General features: G+C 68.5%; 22 protein-coding genes. 7 read left to right on the top strand and 15 right to left on the bottom strand.

Annotated elements, in window-relative coordinates; translation table 11 throughout:
• The first annotated feature begins 135 nt into the window (after positions 1-135).
• Positions 136-456 (top strand): Fe-S cluster assembly protein HesB, encoded by a 321-nt coding sequence (locus tag ABZ004_RS27450; RefSeq protein WP_355683941.1) that lies wholly within the window; start codon positions 136-138, stop codon positions 454-456.
• A gap of 191 nt (positions 457-647) precedes the next feature.
• Here ABZ004_RS27450 and ABZ004_RS27455 read toward each other — a convergent pair whose 3' ends face one another.
• Complete coding sequence (locus tag ABZ004_RS27455) at positions 648-2,438, bottom strand: ABC transporter ATP-binding protein (protein ID WP_355683942.1); 1,791 nt, start codon at positions 2,436-2,438, stop codon at positions 648-650.
• Positions 2,435-4,288, bottom strand: a complete 1,854-nt coding sequence (locus ABZ004_RS27460; RefSeq protein ID WP_355683943.1) for an ABC transporter ATP-binding protein — start codon at positions 4,286-4,288, stop codon at positions 2,435-2,437. The genes ABZ004_RS27455 and ABZ004_RS27460 overlap by 4 nt, the downstream gene beginning before the upstream one ends.
• A gap of 102 nt (positions 4,289-4,390) precedes the next feature.
• Here ABZ004_RS27460 and ABZ004_RS27465 point away from each other — a divergent pair, with 102 nt between their 5' ends.
• Positions 4,391-5,032, top strand: coding sequence for a TIGR03085 family metal-binding protein (locus ABZ004_RS27465; RefSeq protein ID WP_355683944.1), 642 nt, complete (start codon positions 4,391-4,393; stop codon positions 5,030-5,032).
• 3 nt (positions 5,033-5,035) lie between these two features.
• On the opposite strand, the gene ABZ004_RS27470 is transcribed toward ABZ004_RS27465, so the two are convergent.
• From ABZ004_RS27470 to ABZ004_RS27485, 4 genes are read right to left on the bottom strand one after another with little or no spacing between them, the layout of a single operon-like run.
• Complete coding sequence (locus tag ABZ004_RS27470) at positions 5,036-5,635, bottom strand: VTT domain-containing protein (protein ID WP_355683945.1); 600 nt, start codon at positions 5,633-5,635, stop codon at positions 5,036-5,038.
• A complete protein-coding gene (locus ABZ004_RS27475; protein ID WP_355683946.1) occupies positions 5,632-6,399 on the bottom strand; it encodes an MBL fold metallo-hydrolase in 768 nt (255 codons plus the stop codon). Before ABZ004_RS27475 ends, ABZ004_RS27470 begins: the two co-directional genes overlap by 4 nt.
• Positions 6,399-8,546 (bottom strand): alkaline phosphatase family protein, encoded by a 2,148-nt coding sequence (locus ABZ004_RS27480; protein ID WP_355683947.1) that lies wholly within the window; start codon positions 8,544-8,546, stop codon positions 6,399-6,401. The genes ABZ004_RS27475 and ABZ004_RS27480 overlap by 1 nt, the downstream gene beginning before the upstream one ends.
• 60 nt (positions 8,547-8,606) lie before the next feature.
• Positions 8,607-9,935, bottom strand: a complete 1,329-nt coding sequence (locus tag ABZ004_RS27485) for a family 43 glycosylhydrolase (RefSeq protein ID WP_355683948.1) — start codon at positions 9,933-9,935, stop codon at positions 8,607-8,609.
• Positions 9,936-10,095: 160 nt separating this feature from the next.
• Between ABZ004_RS27485 and dacB the strand changes: the two genes are divergently transcribed.
• Genes dacB through ABZ004_RS27500 form a run of 3 tightly spaced genes read left to right on the top strand, consistent with a single transcriptional unit; the run spans position 10,096 to position 13,898 of the window.
• A complete protein-coding gene (dacB, locus tag ABZ004_RS27490; protein WP_355683949.1) occupies positions 10,096-11,664 on the top strand; it encodes a D-alanyl-D-alanine carboxypeptidase/D-alanyl-D-alanine-endopeptidase in 1,569 nt (522 codons plus the stop codon).
• Positions 11,665-11,704: 40 nt separating this feature from the next.
• Entirely contained in the window at positions 11,705-12,700 is a 996-nt protein-coding gene (locus tag ABZ004_RS27495; protein ID WP_355683950.1) for a GNAT family N-acetyltransferase, read from the top strand.
• 13 nt (positions 12,701-12,713) lie between these two features.
• Positions 12,714-13,898 carry a winged helix DNA-binding domain-containing protein gene (locus ABZ004_RS27500; RefSeq protein WP_355683951.1) on the top strand — a complete coding sequence of 395 codons (1,185 nt, stop codon included), beginning with the start codon at positions 12,714-12,716 and terminating at the stop codon, positions 13,896-13,898.
• 58 nt (positions 13,899-13,956) lie between these two features.
• On the opposite strand, the gene ABZ004_RS27505 is transcribed toward ABZ004_RS27500, so the two are convergent.
• The 4 genes from ABZ004_RS27505 to ABZ004_RS27520 form a co-directional block, all read right to left on the bottom strand.
• The gene (locus ABZ004_RS27505; protein WP_355683952.1) at positions 13,957-14,553 is read right to left on the bottom strand and encodes a hypothetical protein; all 597 of its coding nucleotides are present in this window, start codon (positions 14,551-14,553) and stop codon (positions 13,957-13,959) included.
• Positions 14,546-15,061 carry a SigE family RNA polymerase sigma factor gene (locus ABZ004_RS27510; protein WP_355683953.1) on the bottom strand — a complete coding sequence of 172 codons (516 nt, stop codon included), beginning with the start codon at positions 15,059-15,061 and terminating at the stop codon, positions 14,546-14,548. The genes ABZ004_RS27505 and ABZ004_RS27510 overlap by 8 nt, the downstream gene beginning before the upstream one ends.
• Positions 15,062-15,157: 96 nt before the next feature.
• A complete protein-coding gene (locus ABZ004_RS27515; protein ID WP_355683954.1) occupies positions 15,158-16,924 on the bottom strand; it encodes an ABC transporter ATP-binding protein in 1,767 nt (588 codons plus the stop codon).
• Positions 16,921-17,349: a MarR family transcriptional regulator gene (locus ABZ004_RS27520; RefSeq protein WP_355683955.1), complete on the bottom strand. Its 429-nt coding sequence runs from the start codon at positions 17,347-17,349 to the stop codon at positions 16,921-16,923. Before ABZ004_RS27520 ends, ABZ004_RS27515 begins: the two co-directional genes overlap by 4 nt.
• Positions 17,350-17,451: 102 nt before the next feature.
• On the opposite strand from ABZ004_RS27520, the gene ABZ004_RS27525 reads away from it, so the two are divergent.
• A complete protein-coding gene (locus ABZ004_RS27525) occupies positions 17,452-18,039 on the top strand; it encodes a helix-turn-helix domain-containing protein (protein ID WP_355683956.1) in 588 nt (195 codons plus the stop codon).
• A 157-nt stretch (positions 18,040-18,196) separates the two neighbouring features.
• Positions 18,197-19,501 carry an MFS transporter gene (locus tag ABZ004_RS27530; RefSeq protein ID WP_355683957.1) on the top strand — a complete coding sequence of 435 codons (1,305 nt, stop codon included), beginning with the start codon at positions 18,197-18,199 and terminating at the stop codon, positions 19,499-19,501.
• Positions 19,502-19,504: 3 nt separating this feature from the next.
• On the opposite strand, the gene ABZ004_RS27535 is transcribed toward ABZ004_RS27530, so the two are convergent.
• The 5 genes from ABZ004_RS27535 to ABZ004_RS27555 all read right to left on the bottom strand — a co-directional run bounded on the left by ABZ004_RS27535 (position 19,505) and on the right by ABZ004_RS27555 (position 23,992).
• A complete protein-coding gene (locus ABZ004_RS27535) occupies positions 19,505-21,082 on the bottom strand; it encodes an MFS transporter (protein ID WP_355683958.1) in 1,578 nt (525 codons plus the stop codon).
• On the bottom strand, positions 21,082-21,591 hold the full coding sequence (locus ABZ004_RS27540) for a MarR family winged helix-turn-helix transcriptional regulator (RefSeq protein ID WP_355683959.1): 510 nt from the start codon (positions 21,589-21,591) through the stop codon (positions 21,082-21,084). Before ABZ004_RS27540 ends, ABZ004_RS27535 begins: the two co-directional genes overlap by 1 nt.
• 512 nt (positions 21,592-22,103) lie before the next feature.
• Positions 22,104-22,574 carry a MarR family transcriptional regulator gene (locus ABZ004_RS27545; protein ID WP_355683960.1) on the bottom strand — a complete coding sequence of 157 codons (471 nt, stop codon included), beginning with the start codon at positions 22,572-22,574 and terminating at the stop codon, positions 22,104-22,106.
• Entirely contained in the window at positions 22,571-23,332 is a 762-nt protein-coding gene (gene hisF / locus ABZ004_RS27550; RefSeq protein WP_355683961.1) for an imidazole glycerol phosphate synthase subunit HisF, read from the bottom strand. The genes ABZ004_RS27545 and hisF overlap by 4 nt, the downstream gene beginning before the upstream one ends.
• A gap of 63 nt (positions 23,333-23,395) precedes the next feature.
• Positions 23,396-23,992 (bottom strand): hypothetical protein, encoded by a 597-nt coding sequence (locus ABZ004_RS27555; protein ID WP_355683962.1) that lies wholly within the window; start codon positions 23,990-23,992, stop codon positions 23,396-23,398.
• Positions 23,993-24,009: the final 17 nt, after the last annotated feature.

Consider the following 24,009-nt stretch of genomic DNA (forward strand, 5'->3'; position numbering starts at 1 on the left):
GCGGGGACGAGGCGGGCGGCGCGGGGCGCGAGGCGAGAGGCGCAGAGGCGAGAGGTGGGGCGGGGATGGGGGTGTTTGGGGGTTGGGGGAAGGGGCACGGGGTGGGCTCAGTAGAGACGATGCTAGGGAGTTGTTGTGCTTACCCTGACTGAGAACGCCACGCTGGTGATCAAGAGCATCACGGGGGTGGAGGGTGCTCCGGATGGTGCCGGGGTCCGGATCTCGCAGGAGAATCCGACTGATCCTTCGCTGGCGGTGACGACGACCGAGGCGCCGCTGCCGGGTGATCAGGTGGTCGAGGAGAGCGGGGCGCGGGTGTTCCTGGAGCAGAACGCTGCCGGGGCGCTGGACGACAAGATCCTCGATGCCGCCGTCGACGACAAGGGCGGCGTCGAGTTCCTGCTGGTACCCCAACCCGGCGCCGGCCGCGAGAACGGCACCGCGCCCGCCCACTGAGTTACCCGGAGGGGGACGGTCGCGCGGCAGGGGCTGGATCACCTGGAGGGGGCGGTCGTTGGGTGCGCTTAGAGGTGGGTGGGCCGGATGTTGAAGGTTGATGCGTGACTCGGCGGTGGCTGAGAGGGCACAGTTGAGGTGGAGACCCCGTTCCGTGCGGTTCTGACAGGCTGCACGGGGCGGGGTTTCTGCTATTCGGCGGAGCGTTGGGCGATCCAGCTGTTGTGGAGGTGGGTGTAGACGCCGCCGGCTGCCACCAACGAAGCATGGGGGCCGCGTTCGACCACGCGGCCGTCGTCGAAGACGAGGATCTCGTCGGCTGCCTCGGCGGTGGACAACCGGTGGGCGATGATCACCGACGTACGGCCGGCCATCAGTCGCTCCAGCGCCGCATTCACCCGTACTTCGGTACCAGGGTCGACCGCGGACGTCGCCTCGTCGAGCACCAGCAGATCCGGGTCGGCGATGTTCGCCCGCACGAGGGCGACCAACTGCCGCTCCCCCGCCGACAACGATTCGCCGCGTTGCCCGACCGGCGAGTTCAACCCATCCGGCAAGGACTCGAGCCAATCCGTGAGCCCGAGCGACTCGAAGGCTTCCAAAAGCTGCGCATCGGTCACCTCAGGACGCCCGAAGCGGACGTTCTCGGCCAGCGACGAGTCGAACAGATAGCCGTCCTGCGGCACCATCACGACCCGCTCGCGCAACGACGTGAACGCGATCTCCCGCGCATTCACCCCGTCCAGCAGTACGGCGCCCGACGTCGGATCCATCAACCGGGTCAGCAACTTGGCGAACGTGGTCTTCCCCGACCCGGTCTCACCGACGACAGCCACCCGGCGATGCGGCTGCAGGAGCACCGAGACATCCCGCAGTACCAGATCTCCTTCTGGATAAGCGAAATTCACATCAGCGAACTCGATCGTGATCGGCCCCCGCGCCTGCGTAACACCGTCAGCGCCAGGATCGACCACATCAGCAGGCGTAGCGATAACCCCAAGCACCCGACGCCAGCCGGCGAAGGCGCTCTGCGCGTCGGTCAGCACCTGGGTCGCGATCTGCACCGGGTCGGAGAACAACGCGACCAGGAACATGAACGCCAGGATCTCCCCCAGCGTCGCGTGCCCATCCACCCCGAGCAGCACACCCGCAGTCAGCACACCAGCATTGGCAAGCCCAGCAGCAAGACCACCGATGGAGAAGGTGATTCCCGTGATCGCCTGCGCCCGCGTCGAGGTCCGCCGGAACTCCTCGATGGACGCGTCGATCCGCTGCTGCGTACGCCGCTCGATCGCGTAAGCGCGCACCACCTGCGCCCCCACCACCGGCTCGGCGATCGCCGAAAGCATGTCGCCCACCTTCGACCGCACGATCCCGTACGCCGCCGACATCCGCCCCTGCAAGAACCGCAGGGAAGCGAACAGCGGCAGGAAGCAGACCAGCACCACCAGCGCGAGCTGCCACGAGTAGACGAACATCACCACGGTCGCCAGCACCATCTGCCCGATGCTCACCAGGAAGATGAACCCGCCGAACTGCAGGAACTGCGACACCGTGTCCACGTCAGAGGTGACCCGGCTGACCAGCGCGCCGCGGCGTTCGGTGCTCTGCGTCAGCACCGGCAGATCGTGAACATGCCGGAACGCCTTGAGCCGCATCGTCGCCAGCCCACGCTCGGAGTTCGTCGCGAGCCGCACGGTGGTGAAGTACGACGCGATCGCGGTCACCAGCACACCGCCGAAGCAGACCACACACATCCACGCCACGAAGGACATGTCCGGACCGCCCGGCCCCGACAGCCCCTTGTCGATCGTCTGCTGAACAGCGATCGGTACGACGATCCGCCCGGCCGTCATCGTCAGCGCGAGCAATCCGGTGATCCACCAGCCGCGCGCCAGCTCCGGGGACACCCGCAGCCCTTGGCGGAGTGTGGCCAGCCCGCCGGCCTGGTCGCCATGGTCGAGCCGAGTGGCGGTGCTCACGCGGATGCTCCTTCCGAGTCCAGATCGTCCAGTTCGGCGGCCAGCTCGGCCTCTTCCTCACGCCGCGCGGCGTCCTTCTCGTAGGCATCGACCAGGTCCCGGTACGCCGCCGACCGTTCCTGCAGCTCCAGGTGCGACCCGTGCTCGGCGATCCGCCCCTCGTCCAGGAACAACACCTCGTCGGCAAGCGAGATCGTCGCCTTGCGGTACGCGATCACCAGCACCGTCGTCGCCGCCTCGGACCCCTGTACGGCGGTACGCAGGCCGGCCAGGATCCGCGCCTCCACCTGCGGGTCGACCGCCGAGGTCGCGTCGTCGAGGATCAGCAGCCGCGGACGGCGTACCAGCGCGCGGGCCAGGGCGATCCGCTGCCGCTGACCGCCGGACAACGTTGTACCGCGCTCGCCGACCTTGGTGTCCAAACCCTGCGGCAGCGTCTTCACGAAACTGTCGCCCTGGGCGATCCGCAGCGCGTCCCAGATCTCCTCGTCGCCGTAGTCGCCGCCGAGCGTGATGTTGCCGCGGATCGTGTCGTCGAAGAGGAAGGCGGTCTGCGCGACCAGCGCGACCGACCCGGCCAGCTCGTCGCGGGCCAGCTCGCGCAGGTCCACTCCGTCGACCTTGACCGCGCCTTCCTCGGGATCGACCAGCCGGGTCAGCAGTGTCGTCAGGGTCGACTTGCCGGCCCCGGTCGGACCGACCACCGCGACCGTCCGGCCGGGCTCGATCGTGAAGTCCACACCGGCCAGCACATCGCGATCCGGCAGATACCCGAAGCGAACATCGGACACCTCCAGCCGAGCCGCCGCCGAAGAGGTCAACGTCGACGAGCCGTACGACATCCCACCCTCAGCGGTCAGCACCCGCTGCACCCGGTCCCACCCGACCACGGACCGCGGCAGCTCACCGAGCACCCATCCCAGCGCCCGGATCGGGAACCCGATCAGCGTGAACAGGAACGCCACCTGCACCACGTCACCCGCATCGGCCGCGCCGGACCGGACCCGCCCGACACCGACCAGCAGCACGAGCAGTACGCCGATCCGCGGCAACCCTTCGATCACCGGGTCGAACGCACCCCGCGCCCGGTTCACCGCGATGTTCGCGTTCTGCAGCGCGATCGTCGGCACCCGGAACCGCTCGGTCTCGGCCGCCTCCCGGCCCAGCGTCTTGACCACCAGCGCACCGTCGAACGATTCGTGCGCGACCTCGGAGACATCGGCGCGAAGCTGCTGGGCCCGGGTCGCGAGCGGCTGCAGAGTGCGCTGGAAGATCACGTTGGCCACGAACACCAGCGGGAACACCAGGCAGCCGACCAGCGCGAGCCACGGATCGGCAGCGAACATCGCGACGGTCGCGAACGCGAGCATGGCGATCACGCCGACCGCCATCGGCAGCGGGGCGATCGGGTAGAAGGTCGACTCGACGTCGGCGTTCGCGTTGGACAGCAGCTGACCGGTCGGGTGCTTGTGGTGCCACTCCAGCGGCAGCTTCAGATACTGCCGGGTGACCCGTCGCCGGTACGTCGCCTGCAGCCGGTACTGCATCACGCCGGCCCCGACCCGGCGGCCGACCACGCCGATCGCCCGCAGCACCGCGATGCCGAGGAACAGCGAGATCAGCGAGGCGACCGCGCCAAAGGTGGTGTCACCGCGCTCCAGTGCCGGCCGGATCACGTGGTCGGTGGACCAGCCGAGCGCCCAGCCGTCGGCGACCGTCATCGCGCCGTACAGCGCGCTCGCCAGCACCGACCAGGCGAAGACCCAGGGCTCCTCCCAGATGGCGACCCGCAGTACCGCGAACCCACGCCGGGTCACGCTCCCTTTGCTGGGGACTTTCGGCTGCGGCACGCGACAACATCCTTACCGACGACTCTGTCAGGGGCATAGCCAGTCACAGAACTGACAACGACCGACATTCTGCCACTCGCCACAGACAACTACGATCGAGTTGTGACCGACTACAGCCGGGTAGAGAGACTTGCTCTGTGTGACCTTTTCGACCAGCTCGGGCCTGATCAGCCCACGTTGTGTGACGGGTGGACCACGCACGACCTGGCGGTCCACCTCCATGTCCGGGAGGCCGACCCGCTGGCCGGCCCCGGGATCATGATTCCCGCGTTCTCGGAGACGACCGAGCGACGGATGGCCCGGGCGAAGGCGAAGTACTCGTTCACCGAGATCGTCGACCTGGTCCGCAACGGTCCGCCCACCTTCACGATCTACTCGATCCCTGGCCTAGGCCACAGCCTCAACACCACCGAGTACTTCGTCCATCACGAGGACGTTCGCCGCGCCCAGCCGGATTTCGCGGTCCGTGATCTCCCGGCCGACCAGCAGCAGGCCCTGTGGAAGCAGGTCAAGCTCGCGGCCAAGACGATGACGCGCAAGGCCCCGAGCGGTCTCGTACTACGGTTGCCCGACGGCACCGAGTCGGTCGCCCGCAGGCCCGGCGGACAGGGCTCGGTCACCGTCACCGGCGAACCCGCCGAGCTGGTCCTGTTCACCTTCGGCCGTCAAGCGGTCGCCAAGGTCGAGCTCACCGGCGACCCCGAGATCGTGGAACGCCTCAAGACGACGCCGTTCGGACCATAAGCCTCACTCGGTAGCGGGCTCCGCCGAAGGCGTGGCCGACTTCTTCCGCAGTCGCTGGATCAGGCTGCTGATCACGGTGGTCAGCAGCACCAGCACGATCGCCGCCACCACGCCCTGCCAAGGCTTGTCGAACAGCGCGTATCCCAGCAGCCCGATCGCCATGTAGACCGCGGACCACACCGACGACGCGATCAGGTCGACAGCAGCGAACCGGTGCCAGCGATACCCGGAGATCCCAGCCGCCAGCAACACCGGGATCCGCCCGCCCGGGATCAACCTGGACGTCAGCAACACGGTGATCTCGTGCTTGGCGAGCCGTTCGCGCAAGTTGTCCAGCGACGCGTTGTTGCGAAGCCAGCCGACCTTCTTGGCGAGCGTCTCACCACCAGCCCGGCACGCGGCGTACACGATCAGGTCGCCGGCATAGGCACCTGCCGCACCAGCGATCAGTACGCCGACCAGGCCGATCGGGTTGTGATGCGAAGCGAGCACCGCCCCCGCCGACACCGCCGCACCGGTCGGCAGAACCGGCAGCACGGCACCGATCAGGACCGCCCCGGCCAGCGCGGCGAGGTACACCCAGCCGAAGTCGTCGCCCGTCATCGATGAACCACCTCAGTCGACTCCCCCGGCGCCAGCAACTCGACCCGGACGGCCGGATCCAGCTCGGTCATCGCTGCCTTGAACCGCGATCCCGGCGGCAGGAACAAGTCGGGTTTCATCCAATCGAACCCGATCGGCCAGAACGTCCCGTAATGCACCGGTACGGCGACGCGCGCGCCCACCCGGCGTACGGCCTCGGCCGCCCGGACCGGATCCAGGTGCCCGGGCCCGAGCGAGGGTCCCCAACCGCCGACCGGAACCAGCGCCAGATCGACCGGACCCGCCTCGGCCGCCAGGTCGTCGTACAGGTCGGTGTCGCCGGCGAACCAGACGCTCGGCGTGCCCTCGATCCGGTAGCCGAGGGCCGGTCCCGCGTGCGCCGACCACGGCAGCCGGCGACCGTCATGCGCAGCCGTCACTGCGGTGATGTCGAGGTTGCCGATCCGAACTTGATTGCCTGGGGCAACTTCAATGCAGCGGTCCGCGAAGGCCGATCCGCAGTCGGCCGCGATCAGCTTCGCGGCACCACGCGGTACGACGAGGGCGGCGTCCGGTGCGACCAGCGGCAGCGAGGTCAGGTGCAGGTGATCGGCGTGCATGTGCGAGATCAGTACGGCGTCGCAGGCTCCCGCCTCCGGCAGCGGGGACGGTCCACGGCGGCGGCGCAGATGCGCGATCCGGGAGGTCAGCACCGGGTCGGTCAGCAGTCGCGTGCCGTTCTCCTCGATGGTGGTGGTGGCGTGCCCCCACCAGGTGATCCGCACTATCCGGCCTCCACGCTGGCATCCACGCTGGCATCCGCCGGCTTGGGCGCGACCTGCTCCGCGAGTCCCTCGCGCTGGCCGAGTTGCTCGAGCCAGCTGATCAGCAGGTGATGCACCGCGTCGGAGCCGACGGGTTGCTCCTCGACCGCGAACCGCCGCGGGTGGACCAGCATCGCCTCGGTCTGCCAGCCGCCCAGCCCGCCGTGGCAGCCGACCAGCTCCTCGAAGGCCGCCACCTCGTGGGTGTACTCGTCGACCCGGCTGATCACCACGATGTCCCCGTTGTGCGGCATCTCGGCCTGCCGAAGCATCGCGGCGGCCGCCCGATCGCCGTACGCCGTGAGTGGGTCGATCCCTTCGATCCGGCCGGTCCGCAGCACGTGCACCCCGGCCCGGCCGATCGCCACCGGTCCTTCCGCCAGCGAGTCCACCACCACGAACCCGATCCCCGGATGTGTCGCCAGCCCCGGGATCAACCGGGGGTGCAGCAACTCGATCTCCTCCAGCGGCACCCGACCGGGCGTGGTCGCCAGGTAGATCAGCGCCAGGTTCCCAGACGCGGTGACGACCATCTGCTCGTCGGCCGCGACCGGCGGCTCGCAGTCCTTCGGGCCGAGCTCGACCTCGCCGCGGGACACCTTGGCGTGCAGCGCCCGCCGGGTCACGGTGCCGGCCACACTGCGGCGCAGCGACAGTTCGGTCAGGAAGGCGTTCACCGGTCCCCAGCCTTCTGACTTGCCGGTCGCCGCGACCGGCTCCTTGGTGGTGTCGACCAGGTCGTCGACCACCTCGGTGAGGGTCCGGCCGTACCGCTGCAGGAAGGTCGATCCCTGGCTCTGGCCGTGGTCGGACAGCACGACGATCTCGTACGAGTGCGGCAGCGTGTCGATGAGCCGCTTCAGCGCGCCGAGCACCCGGTCGAGGCCCTCCAGCGTCTGCAGCGACTCCGGCCGGGTCGGCCCGGCATGGTGGGCGACCTCGTCGTAGTCGACGAAGTCGCAGTAGATCACCGGCGTGCCCTTGACCAGCTCGTCGGTGATCAGCGAGACGTTGAGGTCGCGAAGCAGCACGTTCGAGATCGCGCGCAGGAAGATGTACGAGCCGCCGCGGTTGACTCGCGGAATCAGGTTCCGGCGGCGTTGCCGGCGGCCCTGGTGCAGTTCCTTGATCATCTCCCCCATGCACAGCACGAGGCCGCGAGCGGCACCTTGCGGGCTGGAGAAGAAGCGGACGTACCCGCGGCTGCGCCCGTTCGGCAGCGCCGCCCGGCTGAACACCAGCACCGACCGGTCGGCATCGCCGGACCAGTTGTTGCTGATGCTCGCCCCACCACCGGCGAGCAGGCCGCGTCCGGTCGACATCCGGGCCTCGATCTCGGCGGCGTCGCGGGCCCGGTTCGTCACCATCACCCGCCCGGTCTCCTTCTCGTACCACCGGAACGCCGGGATCTGCCCCGAACCGCCGTGCAGGATCCCGGCCTGACTCGCCGGAGTGGTCGCCGGTACGCCGGTATGCCAGTCGATCATCGAATGGCTGCCCTCGCGGATCCAGCCGCCCAGATGCGGCAGGTTGCCCGCGAGCACCATCCAGTTCAGCAGCGGCGCGGAGAGGCCGTCGATCTGGATGATCAGCATCCCCGTCTTCGGCGCCGGCTGGATCCGGCGGGCCCGGCGACGGACGACCCGCATCACCTCGGAGACGTAGGCGTCGTCACTGCCGGCGTACGCGAGCCAGCCGACGAAGGCACTGACCGAGCCGAGCACGATCGACACGATCACCGGCGCCTCGACCCCACCGTGCAGCTGCACGCCGGGGTCGATGGTGACGCCGAGGTAGACCACCCAGAACTGCGACAGCAGCCCGCCGATCAGGACGCCGACCGAGCCGATCAGGATCGCGACGCCGGCCAGGATCCAGCGCATCACCAGCCCGATCACGGCCAGCAGCACCACCAGCCGCAGGATCGGGAAGGTACCGGTGCTGCTGATCTGCGGCAGCGTCCAGAACGTGATCACCAGCGAGATCAGCGAAGCCAGCGCACCGTAGAGCATCGCCTGCAGACCTCTGGTGGTGCGGTGCAGGTCGAGCCAGCCCGGCGAGCGGCGACGCGGCCGCTCGACGGACACCTGTTCTGGTGGTTTTGCCATCTGGTGGTCCGGACTCCCCGTGTGCTGTGTGGTTCCGGACCGAGCTTACGGGGGCGAGCCTCATTGCAGCTCGAGGTAGTCCACTTCGGCGTACAGGTCGCCCTTGGTCAGCCGGACGGTGTTCCAGCCGGCGTTCAGCGTGATCGGGACGGACGACTGCTGCCAGTTGTCCCAGCCGGTCACCGGGTAGCTGACCACGCCCTGGCTGTTGCCGTTGACAACCACTCCGTGGCTGGAGGTGGAGCCCATGCCGTTCGCGTAACCGACCCACAGCGTGTAGCCACCAGCCGTCGGGGCGAAGAAGGAGACCTCGACCCAGGAGTCCGCGTAGTCGATGTAGGCCGCGACCGCTCCACCGGATGCGCCTGCAGCTCCGGTGCGGACCACACAGTGGTTCAGCGTGCCGCGTTCGGCCTCGGTCCGGACCCGGCTGCCGCGGACGACCGGGAAGTCGTTCGCCCAGCCGACGTCCGCGACGTACAGGTGCCGGGAGCCGTTCACCCAGCCGTGCACGAAGACCTTGCCGGAGTTGTTGAAGTCCGCGCCGCCGGGACCGCAGATGTGGTTGTCGAAGCTCGCGGTCGTCATCAACGGCCGGTACGCCGTCGTCCACGGGCCACCGAGGCTCGGGGAGGTCGCGTACGACGTGAGGTAGTTGCAGTCGTTGTAGCCGCCGCCGGAGAAGAACAGCACGTACTGGCTGCCGCGCTGGACCAGGTCGGGCGCCTCGATGACTCCGCTGGACGAGAGCATCGCGGTGTTGCCGCCGACCAGGGTGGTGCCGTTGTTCGCCGTACGGGTCAGCCAGAGGGTCGACTGGACCCCGATGGCGTTGCCGTCGTTCTTCCAGACCAGGTACCGGGTGCCGTCGTTCGCGACGAAGGTGTTCGCGTCGATCGCGCCGCCGAGGTTCAGCGGGCAGATCAGCGGTTGGCTGCCGACCGGGGTGAACGGGCCGAGCGCGGAACTCGCGGTGGCGACGCCGATGCACTGGCGCCCGGACGCCTTGTGCCAGGCGGTGTAGGTGAGCGTGTAGGTGCCATCGGGGTTCGGGTAGACGTCGGGCGCCCAGGTCCGGCCGCCCTGGGCCCAGCCGGCCGACGGACCGCCCGGCATCGCGTCGCCGCGAATCGTCCACGGCCCGTTGGCACTCGCCGCGGTGGCGACCGGCACGTTTCCGCGTCCGTTGTTGGTCGAGTAGGCATACCAAGTGCCGTTCTTCTGGAACACATCCGGATCGGGGAAGTCCTCCCCGATCACCTCAGCCGGAAACACCGCGGCAGCGGTCTTCTGTACGGCGGTGGTCTTCTGTACTACGGCGTGGGCCGGCGTCAGCATGCTCAGCAGCGCCAGTGCGGCGACGGCCGCGGCCAACAGTTTTCGGGACATAGCAGCTCCTCAGGTGGGGCGAACCTGTTGGTTGTTAGGTTTACATCGATTCACCTGAAAGACGAGAGGTGCTCCGAAACTCGCCGACCGCTGGACCCGCGCGGGCCGGAGGTGTTGACTCCGGGGTAGTTGGTTTCCGCCTGAAGCCTAGGAGTATGTCGTGAGGATTTTACCGAGAGTCTCGGCGCGAGGGCTGGTCGCCGTCGCCGCAGCAGTCGCCGCCACGGCCGGGTTGGTCACCCAGTCGGTCGGTGCGCCGGCCGCCGTACAGGCCACGCCGTTGCAGCAGCAGCTGGATGCGCTGCTCACCAATCCCGCCTACACAGGGTCGCAGGTCGCGCTCGTGGTCCGGGACGCGACCACCGGGGAGACGCTGTACGACCGCAACGGCGGCCAACGGATGCTGCCCGCGTCGAACACGAAGCTGTTCACCTCGACGGCCGCCATGCACACCCTCGGCGCGGATTACCGTTTCCACACCGATGTCCTCGCGACAGCCGCCGTTCAGAACGGAAAACTGCGCGGAAACCTTTATCTGAAAGGATTCGGCGACCCGACGCTGCTCGAGTCGGACTATGCCGGACTCGCCCAGCAGCTCGCCCGGTCCGGGATCAAGCGGGTCGACGGTGACCTGATCGCCGACGACACCTACTTCGACAAGGTCCGCCTCGGCGACAGCTGGGCCTGGGACGACGAGCCGTTCTACTACAGCGCCCAGATCTCGGCCCTCACGCTCGCGCCCAACACCGACTACGACTCCGGTACGGCGATCGTCGAAAGCCTGCCGGGTGCGGCAGTGGGTGCACCCGTGAAGCTGAACCTCGTGCCGGCCAACGGCGTGATCAAGCTGGTGAACACCGCCACGACCGGCGCCACCGGCTCCGACAACACCCTGACCATCGAGCGCGACCACGGCACCAACGTCGTACGGGTCTCTGGCTCGGTCCCGGCCGACGACACCGTCAGCCAGGAATGGGTGACCGTCTGGGAGCCGGCCCTGTACGCCGCCGACGTGTTCGAGCGGGCGATGAAGGCTCAGGGCATCAAGGTCGACGGACACATCCGTGCGTCGGCCTCGCCCGCCGACGCCCGGCGGCTGGCCCGCGACGAGTCGATGACGGTCGGCGAACTGATGACGCCGTTCCTTAAGCTCTCCAACAACATGCACGCCGAGACCTTGGTGAAAGCGATGGGTGCGGTAGCAGCTGCAGACGGCAGCTGGCCGGCCGGGCTCAACGTGGTCACGAAGTACGCGCAGACCCTCGGGGTCGCCACCAACACGATCCGGCTGTCCGACGGCTCCGGCCTGTCTCGCAAGGTGAACGTGACGGCCAAGAGCGTCACCGACGTCCTGATCGGCGCCGAGCACGAGCCGTGGTTCCAGCAGTGGTACGACGCACTGCCGATCGCAGGCAACCCGAATCGCTTCGTCGGTGGGACGCTGCGCAGCCGGATGGCCGGTACCCCGGCGGCGAGCAACCTGCACGGCAAGACCGGTTCACTCACCGGCGTCACCGCCCTGTCCGGCTACGTGTCAACCAAGGACGGCCGCAAACTGGTCTTCTCGATGATCGCCAACAACTACCTGACCAGCCCCCGCTCGGTCGAGGACGCAGTCGGTGTGCTCCTAGCCTCCTGGACCGACCAGACCCCGGTCGCAGCAATCAAACCAGACCTTTCCCGCACCGCAGCCGCCGACGACTGCGGCGAGTGGACGAAGGCCTGCTAATCAGTTCGACAGCGTGGCAGTCGTTCCCCACGATGAGAGGATGACTGCCACGCCGCCACCGGGCCACAGCTCACCAACACTTCCCGCCGGGCTCACGGTTCGGCCGATCGAGGACGGGGACATCCCGGCGATCACCGCCTTGATGGGCGGCTACTCGTCGAAGTTGCTGGGGTTTTCCAAGTTCAGCCTCGACGACGTGGCCAATTACCTTCGAGATCCGGCGCTTGTCCCCGCATCGGATACCTGGCTGGTCTTCGACGGCGCCGAGCTGGTCGGCTGCGCGACATCCAGCCTGTACGGCAGTCGGGTCGATCTGGACGTCACCGCCGCCGACCCGGCCGTCGCCGCCTGGCTGCTCGACACCGCGAATCAACGCGCCGACCAGCAGGCCGCCGAGATCGGCCGCCGAAAAGACCGAGCGCCGGACAGTGGAGTCACCGTCGGACTGGGAATTCTTCGCGAGGACAAGCTGCTTCCCGGGCTGGCTGAGGCGCGGGGATTCACGGTCGGTACGACCATCCAGCGGATGGAGATCCGGCATGTGACGCCGCCGGAGCGACCCGCTGTTCCGGCCGGTGTCACGCTCAGACGTGGCGCGCCCGACGACGCGACCCGACGGGCTGCACACCAGGTGATGGCCGAGGCGTTCGCGGACCAGCCGACTGCAGTTCCCCGCCCGTACGACGACTGGGTGGCCTCGCGGGAGACGCGCTCCACCTTCGACTGGTCGCAACTGACCCTCCTCGAACTCGACGGCCGCCCGGTCGCGATGCGCGAGTGCAACGACAACTTCGTGAAGTCCGAGAACTGCGGGTACGTCGGGCGGCTCGCCGTACTCTCTGAGGCGCGCGGCCGTGGACTGGCAGCCTTCTTGCTGCGGGATGCGTTCGCGGAAGACGCTGCCGCCGGCCGGGCCGGGACGATCCTGCACGTCGACAGCTCGAACCCGACGCCCGCAGTACAGCTCTATCTGCACGTGGGCATGCGTCCGAAGGTGATGACCGACATCTGGCGCCGGACTGTCGGAGCGGTCTGAAAGCATCTGCGGCATGCACCACGTGACCGACGACGAACGCCGTGCCCGGATCGCAGCCCGGCACGCGCTGGCGCCTGCGTTCAAAGTCGGTACTGCGGAAGCGGCGACGCGGGCGCTGACGGTGCTGCATGCGACCGAGGCAGCCTCGGTCTACCTATCCTGCTGGGCCCGGGTCGACGGGTTCGAGGTCGCCGATCTGGATCGCGCGCTGTATGAGGACCGCAGTCTGGTGAAGCAGTTGGCCATGCGGCGCACGCTCTTCGTGTTTCCGCGCGAGCTGTTGCCCGCAGCTTGGGCGAGCGCGTCGGCACGTGTCGCCGCTGCCGAGCGAACCCGGATCGCGAAGGGGATCGTCAAGGTCGGGATCGCGGCCGACGGCGACCTGTGGCTGAAGCAGGCGCGGGCCGAGATCCTCGCGTTGCTCGCGGAGAACCCGGACGGATGCACGGCGTCCGAGGTGCGCAAGGCCGTACCGATGATCGATGTGAAGGTCGAGCTCTCGGCGGGGCAGACCTTCACGGCCTCCGGGGTGCTCACGCTGCTCGGCGTCGAGGGTGAACTCGTCCGAGGCCTGAACACCGGCCGCTGGACCACCTCCCGCCCCCGCTGGCTACTGATGAACCGCTGGCTCGGAGCAGAAATGGAGACTTTGCCTTCTTCTAGTGAGGGGTATCGGGAGCTGGTTCGGCGGTGGCTTTTCTCGTTCGGGCCGGGGACGGAAGACGATCTGGTGTGGTGGTTGGGGAGCACGAAGGGCGTCGTACGGACTGCTTTGGCGGAGCTGCACGCGGTTGAGGTCGAGCTTGATGACGGGTCGACCGGGTGGCTGTTGCCGGATGACCTCGAGGAAGCGGCTGATCCCGGGCCGTGGGTGGCGTTGTTGCCGGCGATGGATCCGACGGTGATGGGCTGGAAGCGCCGCGACTTCTACCTCGGGCCGCATCGTGATCAGCTTTTCGACCGCAACGGGAACGCCGGGACGACAGCTTGGGCGGACGGGCGGATCGTCGGCTGCTGGGTCCAGGACGCCGACGGCGTGGTCGAAGTACGGAAGCTGGAGAAGATCTCGGCGCGGACGAGCAAAGCACTCGACGCCGAAGCGTCGCGGCTGACGAAGTGGCTCGACGGCCTCCGGATCGGAACCGGCTACCTGTCGGCAGCAATGAAGGCGGTGCCGGGATCGGCTGACCCCGGCTGACGGAATCGAGCGACAGACTTCCTCGCCGGGGTGGTCGCGGTCCGCCCCGGCGAGGTCGTCAGTTCAGGACCGACCGGTTCCCAGTCGTGCCGGCCAGCACCTTCCTGCTCCCGAGTTGCCAGCGCAGATCCAGCGGGATCCGCAGGTCCTTTCCACCAGGTTTCAGACACTGCTGGGCCTCGGGCTGATCCGGCGCCACCGCGTACCGGTACGCGGCGATCCGGACCGTCTTGGCGTCCTGCGCGAGGATCCGCACCATCGTGTGCGGCAGACAGCTCTCGTCGTCGTCACGGGTCGCGTCCACGATCAGACCGGACGAATTGTTCGGATCGGCGGACACCGCGACCACCGGGATCTCGCCGGTGAGGATCATCAGGGTCGCCCCGAACCTGAACTTCGCCGGCGGCGGTCCGTCGTCCAGCGAACCGAGCACGGGCGCACTGACCGGTGGGCTCGCCGGCTCCTCCTCGGCGCGGGGCAGGTTGAAGCTCGCGACCGCGACTCCCCCGACGACCAGCGCCACCACCGCGGTCGCCGCGAGACCACGGTTGCGCCGCTTCCGGCGTACGGCGGATTCGACCTGGGTGAACGGCGGCGCCTGCTCGGGCGTCCGCTCGTCGACGTACTCGGTCAGTAGATCGCGGAGCTCAGACATGATGTGGCACCTCCTCCTGGACAGCCAGTAGCGGCGCGAGCGCCTGCCGCGCCCGGGCCAGCCGGGACTTCACGGTCCCCGGCGGCAACCCCAGCTCGTCGGCGACCTGTTCGATCGGTAGATCCATCACGTGGTGCAGCACCACCACAGCTCGTTGGGCGGGGCTGATCCTGGCCAGCGCGGCCGAGACATCGAGCGCCTCGCCGTCCGGCTCACGGACCTCGCCGGTCCTGCCCAGCAACTTCGCGGAGGCACGAGCCGCCACCTGCTGACGCCGGAGCCGGCTGACCAGAGTCCGTACGGCGACCGCCCGCACCCAGGCTTCCGGATCGTCGTAGCGGCGGATCCGGTCCCAGTGGCCGAGCAGTTTCACGTACGCGTCCTGCGCCACCTCTTCGGCATCGGCACGTGAACCCCCGATCGAGACCAGCACACCGATCAGCCGCGGCCAGGTCCGCGCATAGAGCGCCGCAACCTCCGCCGCGGGATCGCCGTCGATGTGCCTCACACCCCTAACACGCGCTGCTCCCCCATCCGGTTCCATCCAATTTCAGATAAATCCAGCAGGCAATGGTTCGGGGCCCGGCGGATCGGGCCTCGTGGATCAGGTGAGGGCGCCGTGCAAGCGGGCGTAGCGGCCGGAGTTCGCCAGCAGCTCCGCGTGGGTGCCGCGTTCGACGATCCGGCCGTGGTCGAGGACGAGGATCTGGTCCGCGTTCCGGACGGTCGAGAGCCGGTGCGCGATCGCGATCGTCGTCCGGTCCCGGGCCAGTTCGTCGATCGCGGCCTGGACCGCGCGCTCGGTCTCGTTGTCGAGCGCGCTGGTCGCCTCGTCGAGGATCAGGATCGGCGGGTTCCGCAGCAGCATCCGGGCGATCGCGAGCCGCTGCCGCTCACCACCGGAGAAGCGGTAGCCGCGGGCGCCGACGACCGTGTCGTACCCCTCGGGCAGGCCGGCGATCAGCTCGTGGATCCGGGCCGCCCGGGCCGCCGCGATCACCTCGGCATCGGTGGCCGACGGCGCCGCGAAGCGGAGGTTCTCGCGGACCGACTCATGGAAGAGGTAGGTCTCCTGCGAGACCAGGCCGACGGCATCCGAGATCGCGGAGAAGGTCAGGTCGCGCAGGTCGACGCCATCGATCATCACCTGGCCGCGTTGCGGGTCGTACAACCGGGCGACGAGGTAAGCGAGCGTCGTCTTGCCCGACCCGGTCTCCCCGACCAACGCGGTCGTCGTACCGGGCTCGACGACGAAGTCGATGTCGGCGAGCGTCCAGGGTGCGTCGTCGGAGTACCGGAAGGAAGCGTTGGAGATCCGTACTTCGCCGCGTGGGTGCGGCAGGCTTCGGGCGTCCGGCTTCTCGGCGACGTCGACCGGCAGATCGAGTACGTCGAAGATGCGGCCGAAGAGAGCCATCGAGGTCGAGGCGGCGGTGCCGATTCCTTGCAGAGCGGTGGCCGGGGCGACCAGGCGGTTCAGCATGGTGGTGAAGGCGACCACGGTGCCGATCGAGAACTGGGCCGAGCCGTGCGCGAGGGTGAGGCCGGAGACGAGGTAGATGATCGCGGGGATCATCGTCAGGCTGGCCCGGCGGCTCGAGTTCACCCACTTGCCGTTCATCGCCGCGTCGAGTTCGGTCTTCGACAGCGCACGGGATTCGGTGGCGAAGCGCTGCGACAGTTCGCGCTGGCGGCCGAGGGTCTTGGCGAGCAGGACCCCTGCGACCGACAGGGATTCCTCGACCAGCGCGGTGATGCCGGCGAGTTGCTGCTGCCGGCCGCGGGCGATCTGGCGCTGCTGGCGGCCGATCCGGAACGAGAAGGCGAGGAACACCGGTACGACGATCAAGCAGACGATCGCGAGCTTCCAGTTCATGATCAGCGCGGCGACGCCGACGGTGAGGGCGGCGATCCCGTTCTGGACCACCGAGCTGGCCGTATTGATGACGACGTTGTCCACGCCGCCGATGTCGTTCGCGATCCGGGACTGCAGCTCGCCGGCCCGGGTGCGGGTGAAGAAGCCGAGCGACATCCGTTGCAGGTGGTCGTACACGCCGACCCGGAGATCGTGCATCACGCCCTGGCCGATCACGTTCGAGAGCCGGGTCGAGGCGACGCCGAGCACCGCTGCGAGCGCGGCGGCGACGATCATGCCGCCGGAGTACAGGACGACCAGCGACGCGCTGCGCTGCGGGAGCGCCCGGTCGACGATCTCGCGGACCATGAACGGCGAAGCGACGCCCGCGGCACCCTGGGCGACCGAGATCAGCACCAGGACGGCGATGGACCAGCGGTACGGGCGGAACAGGCGCGCCACCCGGCGTACCGGGGCCTTGTCGATGGTGATGTCGGTCGTGATGGTTGCCGTCATCGGCCGTCGTCCTCCGAGAGTCGTTCCAGCAGACCGGCCGCGACGACGAGGAAGTCCCGCTCCGCTTCGGTCAGTTTTTCCAGCGCCCCGGCCAGCCAGATCTCCCGCGGCCGGAGCTCGGCGGCGAGCCCGTCGGCACCCGCCTGGGTGATCTCCAGCAACGACTGGCGGCCGTCGTCCGGGGCGGGGCGGCGGCGGATCCAGCCCTGCTCCTCCAATGCGGCGAACACCCGGGACAGCGACTGCGGCTGGGTCCGGAGCCGCTCGGCCAGCTCGCTCGGGGTCAGCGCGCCGGCCTTGGCGAGCTGCCGCAGTACGCCGGTCTGGGCGAGGGTGATCGCACCGGCGCGCTCCGCCCTGGCTCTGGCGGCGAACAACCCACTGCCCGTCAGGATCCGCTTGGCCGCCTCTTCGTTACTACGCATCTGTTAACCATAACACCGGTATCTAGGCAGTATATTAGCGAATTTACTACGCAGCTGCTTAACACTGCTGCGCAGCGAGATCTGAGAGATTACTCTCGAAACGTGTCTCTCAAGAATCCGTACGGCGATTTCGAGATCACCGACCCGCAGGCGATGCGAGCGTTGGCGCACCCGGTCCGGCTCGCCGCACTCAGTTACCTGCAGAAGAACGGTCCGGCCACGGCGACCCAGCTCTCCGAGCACGTCGGCGCCTCCCCGTCGGTGACGAGCTGGCATCTGCGCCACCTGGCTTCATTCGGCTTGGTGGTCGACGGCCCCCCGCCCAGCGGCAGCGATCGGCGGCAGCGCTGGTGGAAGGCGGTCGCCCGCGGGTTCCGGGTCGAGATGCCGGATACGCCCGAGGGCCGGGAGGCCGGGCGCCTGCTACGGGTCGAGCTGATGAACCAGGCGATGGAAGCCGCCCAGCGGTGGCTCACCGAGACCGAGCCACAGCTCGATCCCGAGTGGAGCAGGCTGGCCGGTTCGGCCAACACCCTGCTAGTCCTCACCCGCGAGGAGGCCGACGCCGTCGAGTCCGCGATCGAGCAGCTGCTCGCGCCGTACGTCCACCGCCGCGACCACGGCGACCTGCCCGAGGACGCCCGCCCGGTCCGCCTCCTCCGCATCTCCTTGCCCGAAGCAACAACCTGACCGCCGCCTCCTCCATCTCCTTACCCGAAGCGCCTACCTGACTACCCGCCTCCTCCGATCTCATTGCCCGAAGCAACCACGTGACGGTCCGTGCTCCCGCCTTGCGGCCGGCTCTCGCCTTCCTTCCCTTACTCCGCCTGCCCGAACGAGGTTTCCCGTGAGAACTCTGCCCGCCGCCAGCTTGTGGCGTGATCGCCGGTTCCGGACCTTCTGGTCCGCCCAGGGCGTTTCGGAGTTCGGCGATCGGATCACCGAACTGGCGCTGCCGCTGATCGCCGTCACGCTGCTGAACGCTTCGCCAAGTCAGGTCGGCTTCCTGACCGCCGCAGTCTGGCTACCCAACCTGGCCTCGCTCTTCATCGGCGCCTGGGTCGATCAGCGCCGCGACAAACGCCCCTTGATGATCGCGGCTGACCTGACCCGGACGATCGTGCTGCTCTCGCTCCCTGCGGCGTACTGGCTGGACGCGCTGACCCTCGGCCAGCTCTACGCGATCGCGATCCTGGCCGGCACCGCACACGTCGTCTTCAGTACGGCGTACGCGTCGTTCTTCGTCCGGCTCGTCTCCCGCGACCAGTTCATGGAAGCCAACAGCAAGCTCTCGGCGACCAGGTCGATCTCGTTCATGGGTGGGCCCGCGGTCGCCGGCGTCCTGGTGCAATGGCTGACCGCGCCGGTCGCGATCGTCGTGGACGCGCTCTCGTTCGTCTTCTCGGCGCTGCAGATCAGCCGCCTGAAGGTGACTCCGGCCGACCACGAGGTGACCGAGGAATCCTTGCTGCGCAGGTCTCGCGAGGGGATGCGCTACCTGCTGAAGCATCCCTATCTGCGCGTCAGCCTCGCCTGTGCGACGACGGTGAACTTCTTCAACCTGATCAGCATCGCGCTCCTCGTCCTGTTCGCGAGCCGCATTCTCGAACTCTCCGCCGGCACGATCGGCCTCGCCTTCGGGATCGGCGCCTCCGGTGGGCTACTGGGCGCGCTGGCCGCGACCCCGCTGACCAGAATGCTCGGCGCCGGCCGGGTCATCGCGATCGGGGCGATCGTGTTCCCCGCCTCGATCGCCATCGCGGCGTTGGCGTCCGGCCCGATCTGGGTCCGCGCGGCGGCCCTCGGCGCGGCCGAGTTCGTCGGGGCCTTCGCGGTGATGTGCTTCGACGTGCCGTTGAACTCATTGCAGGCGGCCGTGACCCACGAGCACATGCGAAGCCGGGTCAGCGGAGCGTTCAGCAGCATCAACTACGGGGTCCGGCCGCTCGGTGCGATCGTCGGTGGATTCCTCGGTACCTGGATCGGCGTACGGGAGACCTTGCTGATCTCCTCGGCCGGCGGTTTCCTTGCCGTCCTCTGGCTGCTCGGTTCGCCCATCCTCGCGACGAAGTCGCTGGCCGGCCTTGAACCGCCTGAAATGCAAGGAGGCGGCGCTCCCCCGTCGGAAGCACCGCCCGCCTTGCATCCGTAGTACTCAGTCTTCAAGGGTCTCGATCTTGGCGACGGTACGCCGGAGCGGGACCTCCTTGATGAACAGGACCGCGATCAGGCTGACCAGGCCGCAGAGCGCGGCGATGGTGAAGATCCGGCCGGTCGCGTCGCCGTACGAGTGCCGGACGAGCTCGGCGAGCTGCGGGGGCAGGTGATTGACGTCGAGCAGGCTCGTCCCGCCGCCGCCTTCCTGCACCTTGCGCGCCGCCTCGGCGCCACCCGGTCCGGCCAGCAGACCCTGGATCAGCAGATCCTTCACGCGGGCCGCAAGCACGGCACCGAGGACGGAGACGCCGACAGCGCCACCGAGACTACGGAAGAACGAGACCGTGGCGCTGGATGCACCGATCTCCGTCACGTCGACGGTGTTCTGTACGGCGAGCACCAGGTTCTGCATCATCATGCCCATCCCGATGCCCATCGATCCCATCCCGAGAGCGACGTACCAGTACGGGCTGGTGTGGTCGATCGTGCCCAGGATGCCGAGGCCGATGACGAGCAGGATGCCGCCGGCGATCAGGTACCGCTTCCACTTGCCGAACCGGGTGATCATCTGGCCGGACCCTACCGAGCCGACGAACGAACCGAGCATCATCGGGATGGTCAGCAGGCCGGCCTCGGTCGGGCTGTAGCCACGGGCGATCTGGAAGTACTGGCCGAGGAAGAGCGCGCTGCCGAACATCGCGACGCCGACCGCGAGGCTGGCGACGATCGCCAGTGCGGTGGTGCGCTGCCGGACGACCTTCAACGGGACCAGCGGCTCCGCTGCCTTCGTTTCCACCAGTACGGCGAGCAGGCCGAACGCCAGCGTGCCGCCGACGAACAGCGCCGACTCCCAGGAGACCCAGTCGAAGTTCTGGCCGGCGAAGGTGACCCAGATCAGCGGCAGGCTTGCCGCGGCACTGATCAGGATCGCGCCGAGGTAGTCCATCTGCACGCGACGCTTGAAGATCGGCAGCTTCAGGTACTTCTGCAAGATCACCAGGCTGACCACGGCCAGCGGGACACAGACATAGAAGCACCAGCGCCAGCCGAGCCACGAGGTGTCGACGATGACGCCGCCGATGAGCGGACCACTCACAGTCGCGGCGGCCATCACGGCACCCATGTAACCGGAGTACCGGCCTCTGTCCCTTGGCGGGATCGCGGCGCCGATGATCGCCTGGGCCAGCGCCATCAGGCCGCCCATCGCGAGGCCCTGCAGGACGCGGGCGCCGATCAGGAACGGAACGTTGTGCGCCATGCCGGCAAGCGCCGAGCCGATCACGAACAGGACGATCGCGAGCTGCACCAGCAGCTTCTTGCTCATCAGGTCGGACAGCTTGCCCCAGATCGGCGTGGACACCGTGGTAGCCAGCAGGCTCGCGGTCAGTACCCAGGTGTACTGCGTCTGCGAGCCCTCCAGGTCGGCGATGATCGTCGGCAGGGCATTGCTGACGATCGTCGAGCTGAGCATCGCCGTGAACAGCGCGGCCAGCAGGCCGATCAGGATCTCGAGGATCTCGCGGTGGGTGAGCTCCGGGGCAGCGGGCGCCTGATACCGGTTCTCGGTGACAGTCATCAGTCTCCAGTCGAAGTGTTGACGCGCCGGACGGACTCGGCGGCCTGGGTGACCGCACCGGCGATGCGGCGCAGGGTCTCGGCCGCCGCGGCCATCTGCTCGTCATCCCAGTCCGTCAGGGCGGCGCGAAGATGGTGGGTGTAGCTCGCGTAGAGCGCCTGCAGCCGCTGCTCGCCGAGGGCACTGAGCGCGACCAGGGACACTCGCGCGTCGGCCGGATCCGGCCGTCGGTTCACCAGGCCGACGCCCTCCAGCACGGTCAGCTGCCGGCTGACCACCGACGCGTCGACGCCGAGCTTCGCGGCGATCTCGCCGCTGCGCTGCTCGCCGTCCTTGGCGAGCACCTTCAGCACACTGGCGTCCGCACGCCGCAGGCCGGCGTCCGGCCAGACCTGCCGGTGCTCGATACAGCGCACGGCCCGGAGCAGCGAACTGACTCCTTCGAGCACTTCCTGAGCCGGCGTGTCCCGCTCCACCTCCGGGACAGAGGCTTGCTGAGCTAGTTGCATAACCCAACTATATACACATTTAGTTGGTTTCTGCAACCATTCGCTGGCCCCCTCGTGCCCAGCCTCGCCGGCCCCCACCTCACTTCGCAGGTTCCGCCCCACTTCGCCGGTTCCGCCCCACTTCCCGCCCCGACTCGCCGCTGCCCTCCCGACCTACCGTCCCAACTCCCCGCTCCCCGCACACTTCCCGGCTCGACTCGCCGGTCCCCGCCCGACTTCCCGCCCCGACTCGCCGGTCTCCTCGCGACTTACCGTCTCGACTCACCGGACTCCCGCCACCTACCGGTTCGACTCGCCGATTTCATCGCAAAAAATCGGCAAGTCGAGCCGGTAAGTGGGCAGGCAGCGTCGCATCCGCCCGTCCGGGAAAGGTGGTGTCCCCGAGAGAGGCGCGCGACGCAGCGGAGGCGGGCTCGGCCGACGAGAGGTCGGAGCGGATGCCGGCGTACGGCGTACCAGCTGAGGTCTGCGTCGAGCCGAGAGGTCGGAACAGATGCCGGCGTACGGGGGTGTTAGCTGAGGTCTGAGTTGAGGCGGGAGAGGAGGGTGGCGAGGGTCGCGAGGTCCGGGGAGTCCCAGCGGGCGAGGATGGCCCGGAACTCGGTCTGGCGCTGGGTTCGCATGGCGTTGAAGCTGGCGGCGCCGGTGGTGGTCAGGCGGAGCAGGCGGGCGCGGCCGTCGTCGGGGTCCTCGACGCGCTCGATCAGGCCGAGCGACTCGAGTTGGGACAGGCCGCGCGAGACCGTGGACTTGTCGAGGCCGAGTGCCTGGGCGACATCCGACGCGCGGACGCCAGGGCCGCCACTCGCCGTACCGAGCTCGATCTGGGAGATCAGTGCGTAGCCGGCCGCGTCCATCTCCGGGTGCACCCGGCGGGCGAGCAGCATCTGGGAGGACCGGGCGCGCCGGAACAGCGTGGAGAGTTCGTGCTCGACGTCGGCCATCAGGTCGGTGGTGCTGTGGCCGGCCACGACGTCGCTCACCGGACCACGATGCCGGCGTCGCGCAGCGCCTTCTTCACGTCGGCGATCCGGAGGTCACCGAAGTGGAAGACACTCGCGGCCAGTACGGCGTCCGCACCCGCCTCGACCGCCGGCGGGAAGTGCTCGGGCAGCCCCGCTCCGCCGCTGGCGATCAACGGGATGTCGACGACCGCGCGGACGGCCCGGATGAGTTCCAGGTCGAAACCTTTTTTGGTGCCGTCGGCATCCATCGAGTTCAGCAGGATCTCCCCCGCCCCGAGCTCCCAGCCCTTGCGGGCCCACTCGATCGCGTCGAGCCCGGCCGACTTCCGGCCCCCGTGCGTGGTCACCTCGAACCCACTCGGCTGATCGGCAGCACGCCGTACGTCGAGGGACAGCACGAGCACCTGGTTGCCGAACCGGTGCGCGATCTCCTCGATCACGGCCGGGCGCGCGATCGCACCGGTGTTGATCCCGACCTTGTCCGCTCCCGCCCGCAGCAGCCGGTCCACATCTGCGGCCTCGCGCACCCCACCACCGACGGTCAGCGGAATGAACACCTGCTCGGCGGTCCGCCCGACCACGTCGTACGTCGTCTCCCGCGACCCCGACGAGGCGGTGATGTCGAGGAACGTCAGCTCGTCGGCCCCCTCGGCGTCGTACAACTGCGCCATCTCGACCGGATCCCCGGCATCCCGCAGATCCGCGAAGTTGACACCCTTGACCACCCGCCCGGCATCGACGTCCAGGCAGGGGATGACACGCACGGCAAGGCTCACGAGGAAAGCGTACCGACCGGCCGGCGCCGATCCGTACGACGCCCGCTCGGAAAGTCCGCCGGATCAGAACCAGGAGTGGAAGAACGAGAAGGCGATCACGACGCCAACCGCCGCGGCGGCCAGCATCACCAGCGCGCTCCGCACGGGCCGTCGCTTGATATCCGGATCGACCCCGAAGTCCCGCACGATCTGCAACGAACTCACCGAGGCGTAGTGCTCGGGCCGAACCCGCTCATCGGCGAGCGCGCTCGCGACCTGGTTCATCAGGTCCGCATTCCACAGCCAGCCGGCACCGCCGAGCCGCCGGTGATCCCGGTCGACGACGAGCAGGACGCTCATCGGCAGCAACGCGCCCTTGAGCCGGTCGAACCGGAGCACCCGGATGATCTCGGACCGGTTCAGGACCCGATCGGTCCGGTTCCAGGGGTGGTGCTGCGTGACGGTCGTGTCGGTGACCGTGATCGTCGTACCCCGGAACGTCCTGACGACGACCGCCGCCAGCAGTCCGGCGATCACGACGAACACCACGATCGCGACGACCAGCCCGGTCCACTTGATCAGTGCCACACACAGCAGAACAAGCATCACCAGATACGCGCCGCCCAGCAGCGCGAACTCCTTACGGACACCAGCGAAGCTCGGCCGGAACACCAGGTTCATGAGCACGCACGCTATCG

This window comes from Kribbella sp. NPDC006257 (genome assembly GCF_040613535.1).
GTDB lineage: Bacteria > Actinomycetota > Actinomycetes > Propionibacteriales > Kribbellaceae > Kribbella.

What these genes read in the sequence shown, in the direction of transcription:
- ABZ004_RS27470 (WP_355683945.1), bottom strand. Translation starts at nt 5,635, where the DNA reads ATGACGGGCGACGACTTCGGCTGGGTGTACCTCGCCGCGCTGGCCGGG.
- ABZ004_RS27480 (WP_355683947.1), bottom strand. Translation starts at nt 8,546, where the DNA reads ATGGCAAAACCACCAGAACAGGTGTCCGTCGAGCGGCCGCGTCGCCGC.
- ABZ004_RS27485 (WP_355683948.1), bottom strand. Translation starts at nt 9,935, where the DNA reads ATGTCCCGAAAACTGTTGGCCGCGGCCGTCGCCGCACTGGCGCTGCTG.
- ABZ004_RS27495 (WP_355683950.1), top strand. Translation starts at nt 11,705, where the DNA reads ATGACTGCCACGCCGCCACCGGGCCACAGCTCACCAACACTTCCCGCC.
- ABZ004_RS27500 (WP_355683951.1), top strand. Translation starts at nt 12,714, where the DNA reads ATGCACCACGTGACCGACGACGAACGCCGTGCCCGGATCGCAGCCCGG.
- ABZ004_RS27505 (WP_355683952.1), bottom strand. Translation starts at nt 14,553, where the DNA reads ATGTCTGAGCTCCGCGATCTACTGACCGAGTACGTCGACGAGCGGACG.
- ABZ004_RS27515 (WP_355683954.1), bottom strand. Translation starts at nt 16,924, where the DNA reads ATGACGGCAACCATCACGACCGACATCACCATCGACAAGGCCCCGGTA.
- ABZ004_RS27520 (WP_355683955.1), bottom strand. Translation starts at nt 17,349, where the DNA reads ATGCGTAGTAACGAAGAGGCGGCCAAGCGGATCCTGACGGGCAGTGGG.
- ABZ004_RS27535 (WP_355683958.1), bottom strand. Translation starts at nt 21,082, where the DNA reads ATGACTGTCACCGAGAACCGGTATCAGGCGCCCGCTGCCCCGGAGCTC.
- ABZ004_RS27540 (WP_355683959.1), bottom strand. Translation starts at nt 21,591, where the DNA reads ATGCAACTAGCTCAGCAAGCCTCTGTCCCGGAGGTGGAGCGGGACACG.
- ABZ004_RS27555 (WP_355683962.1), bottom strand. Translation starts at nt 23,992, where the DNA reads ATGAACCTGGTGTTCCGGCCGAGCTTCGCTGGTGTCCGTAAGGAGTTC.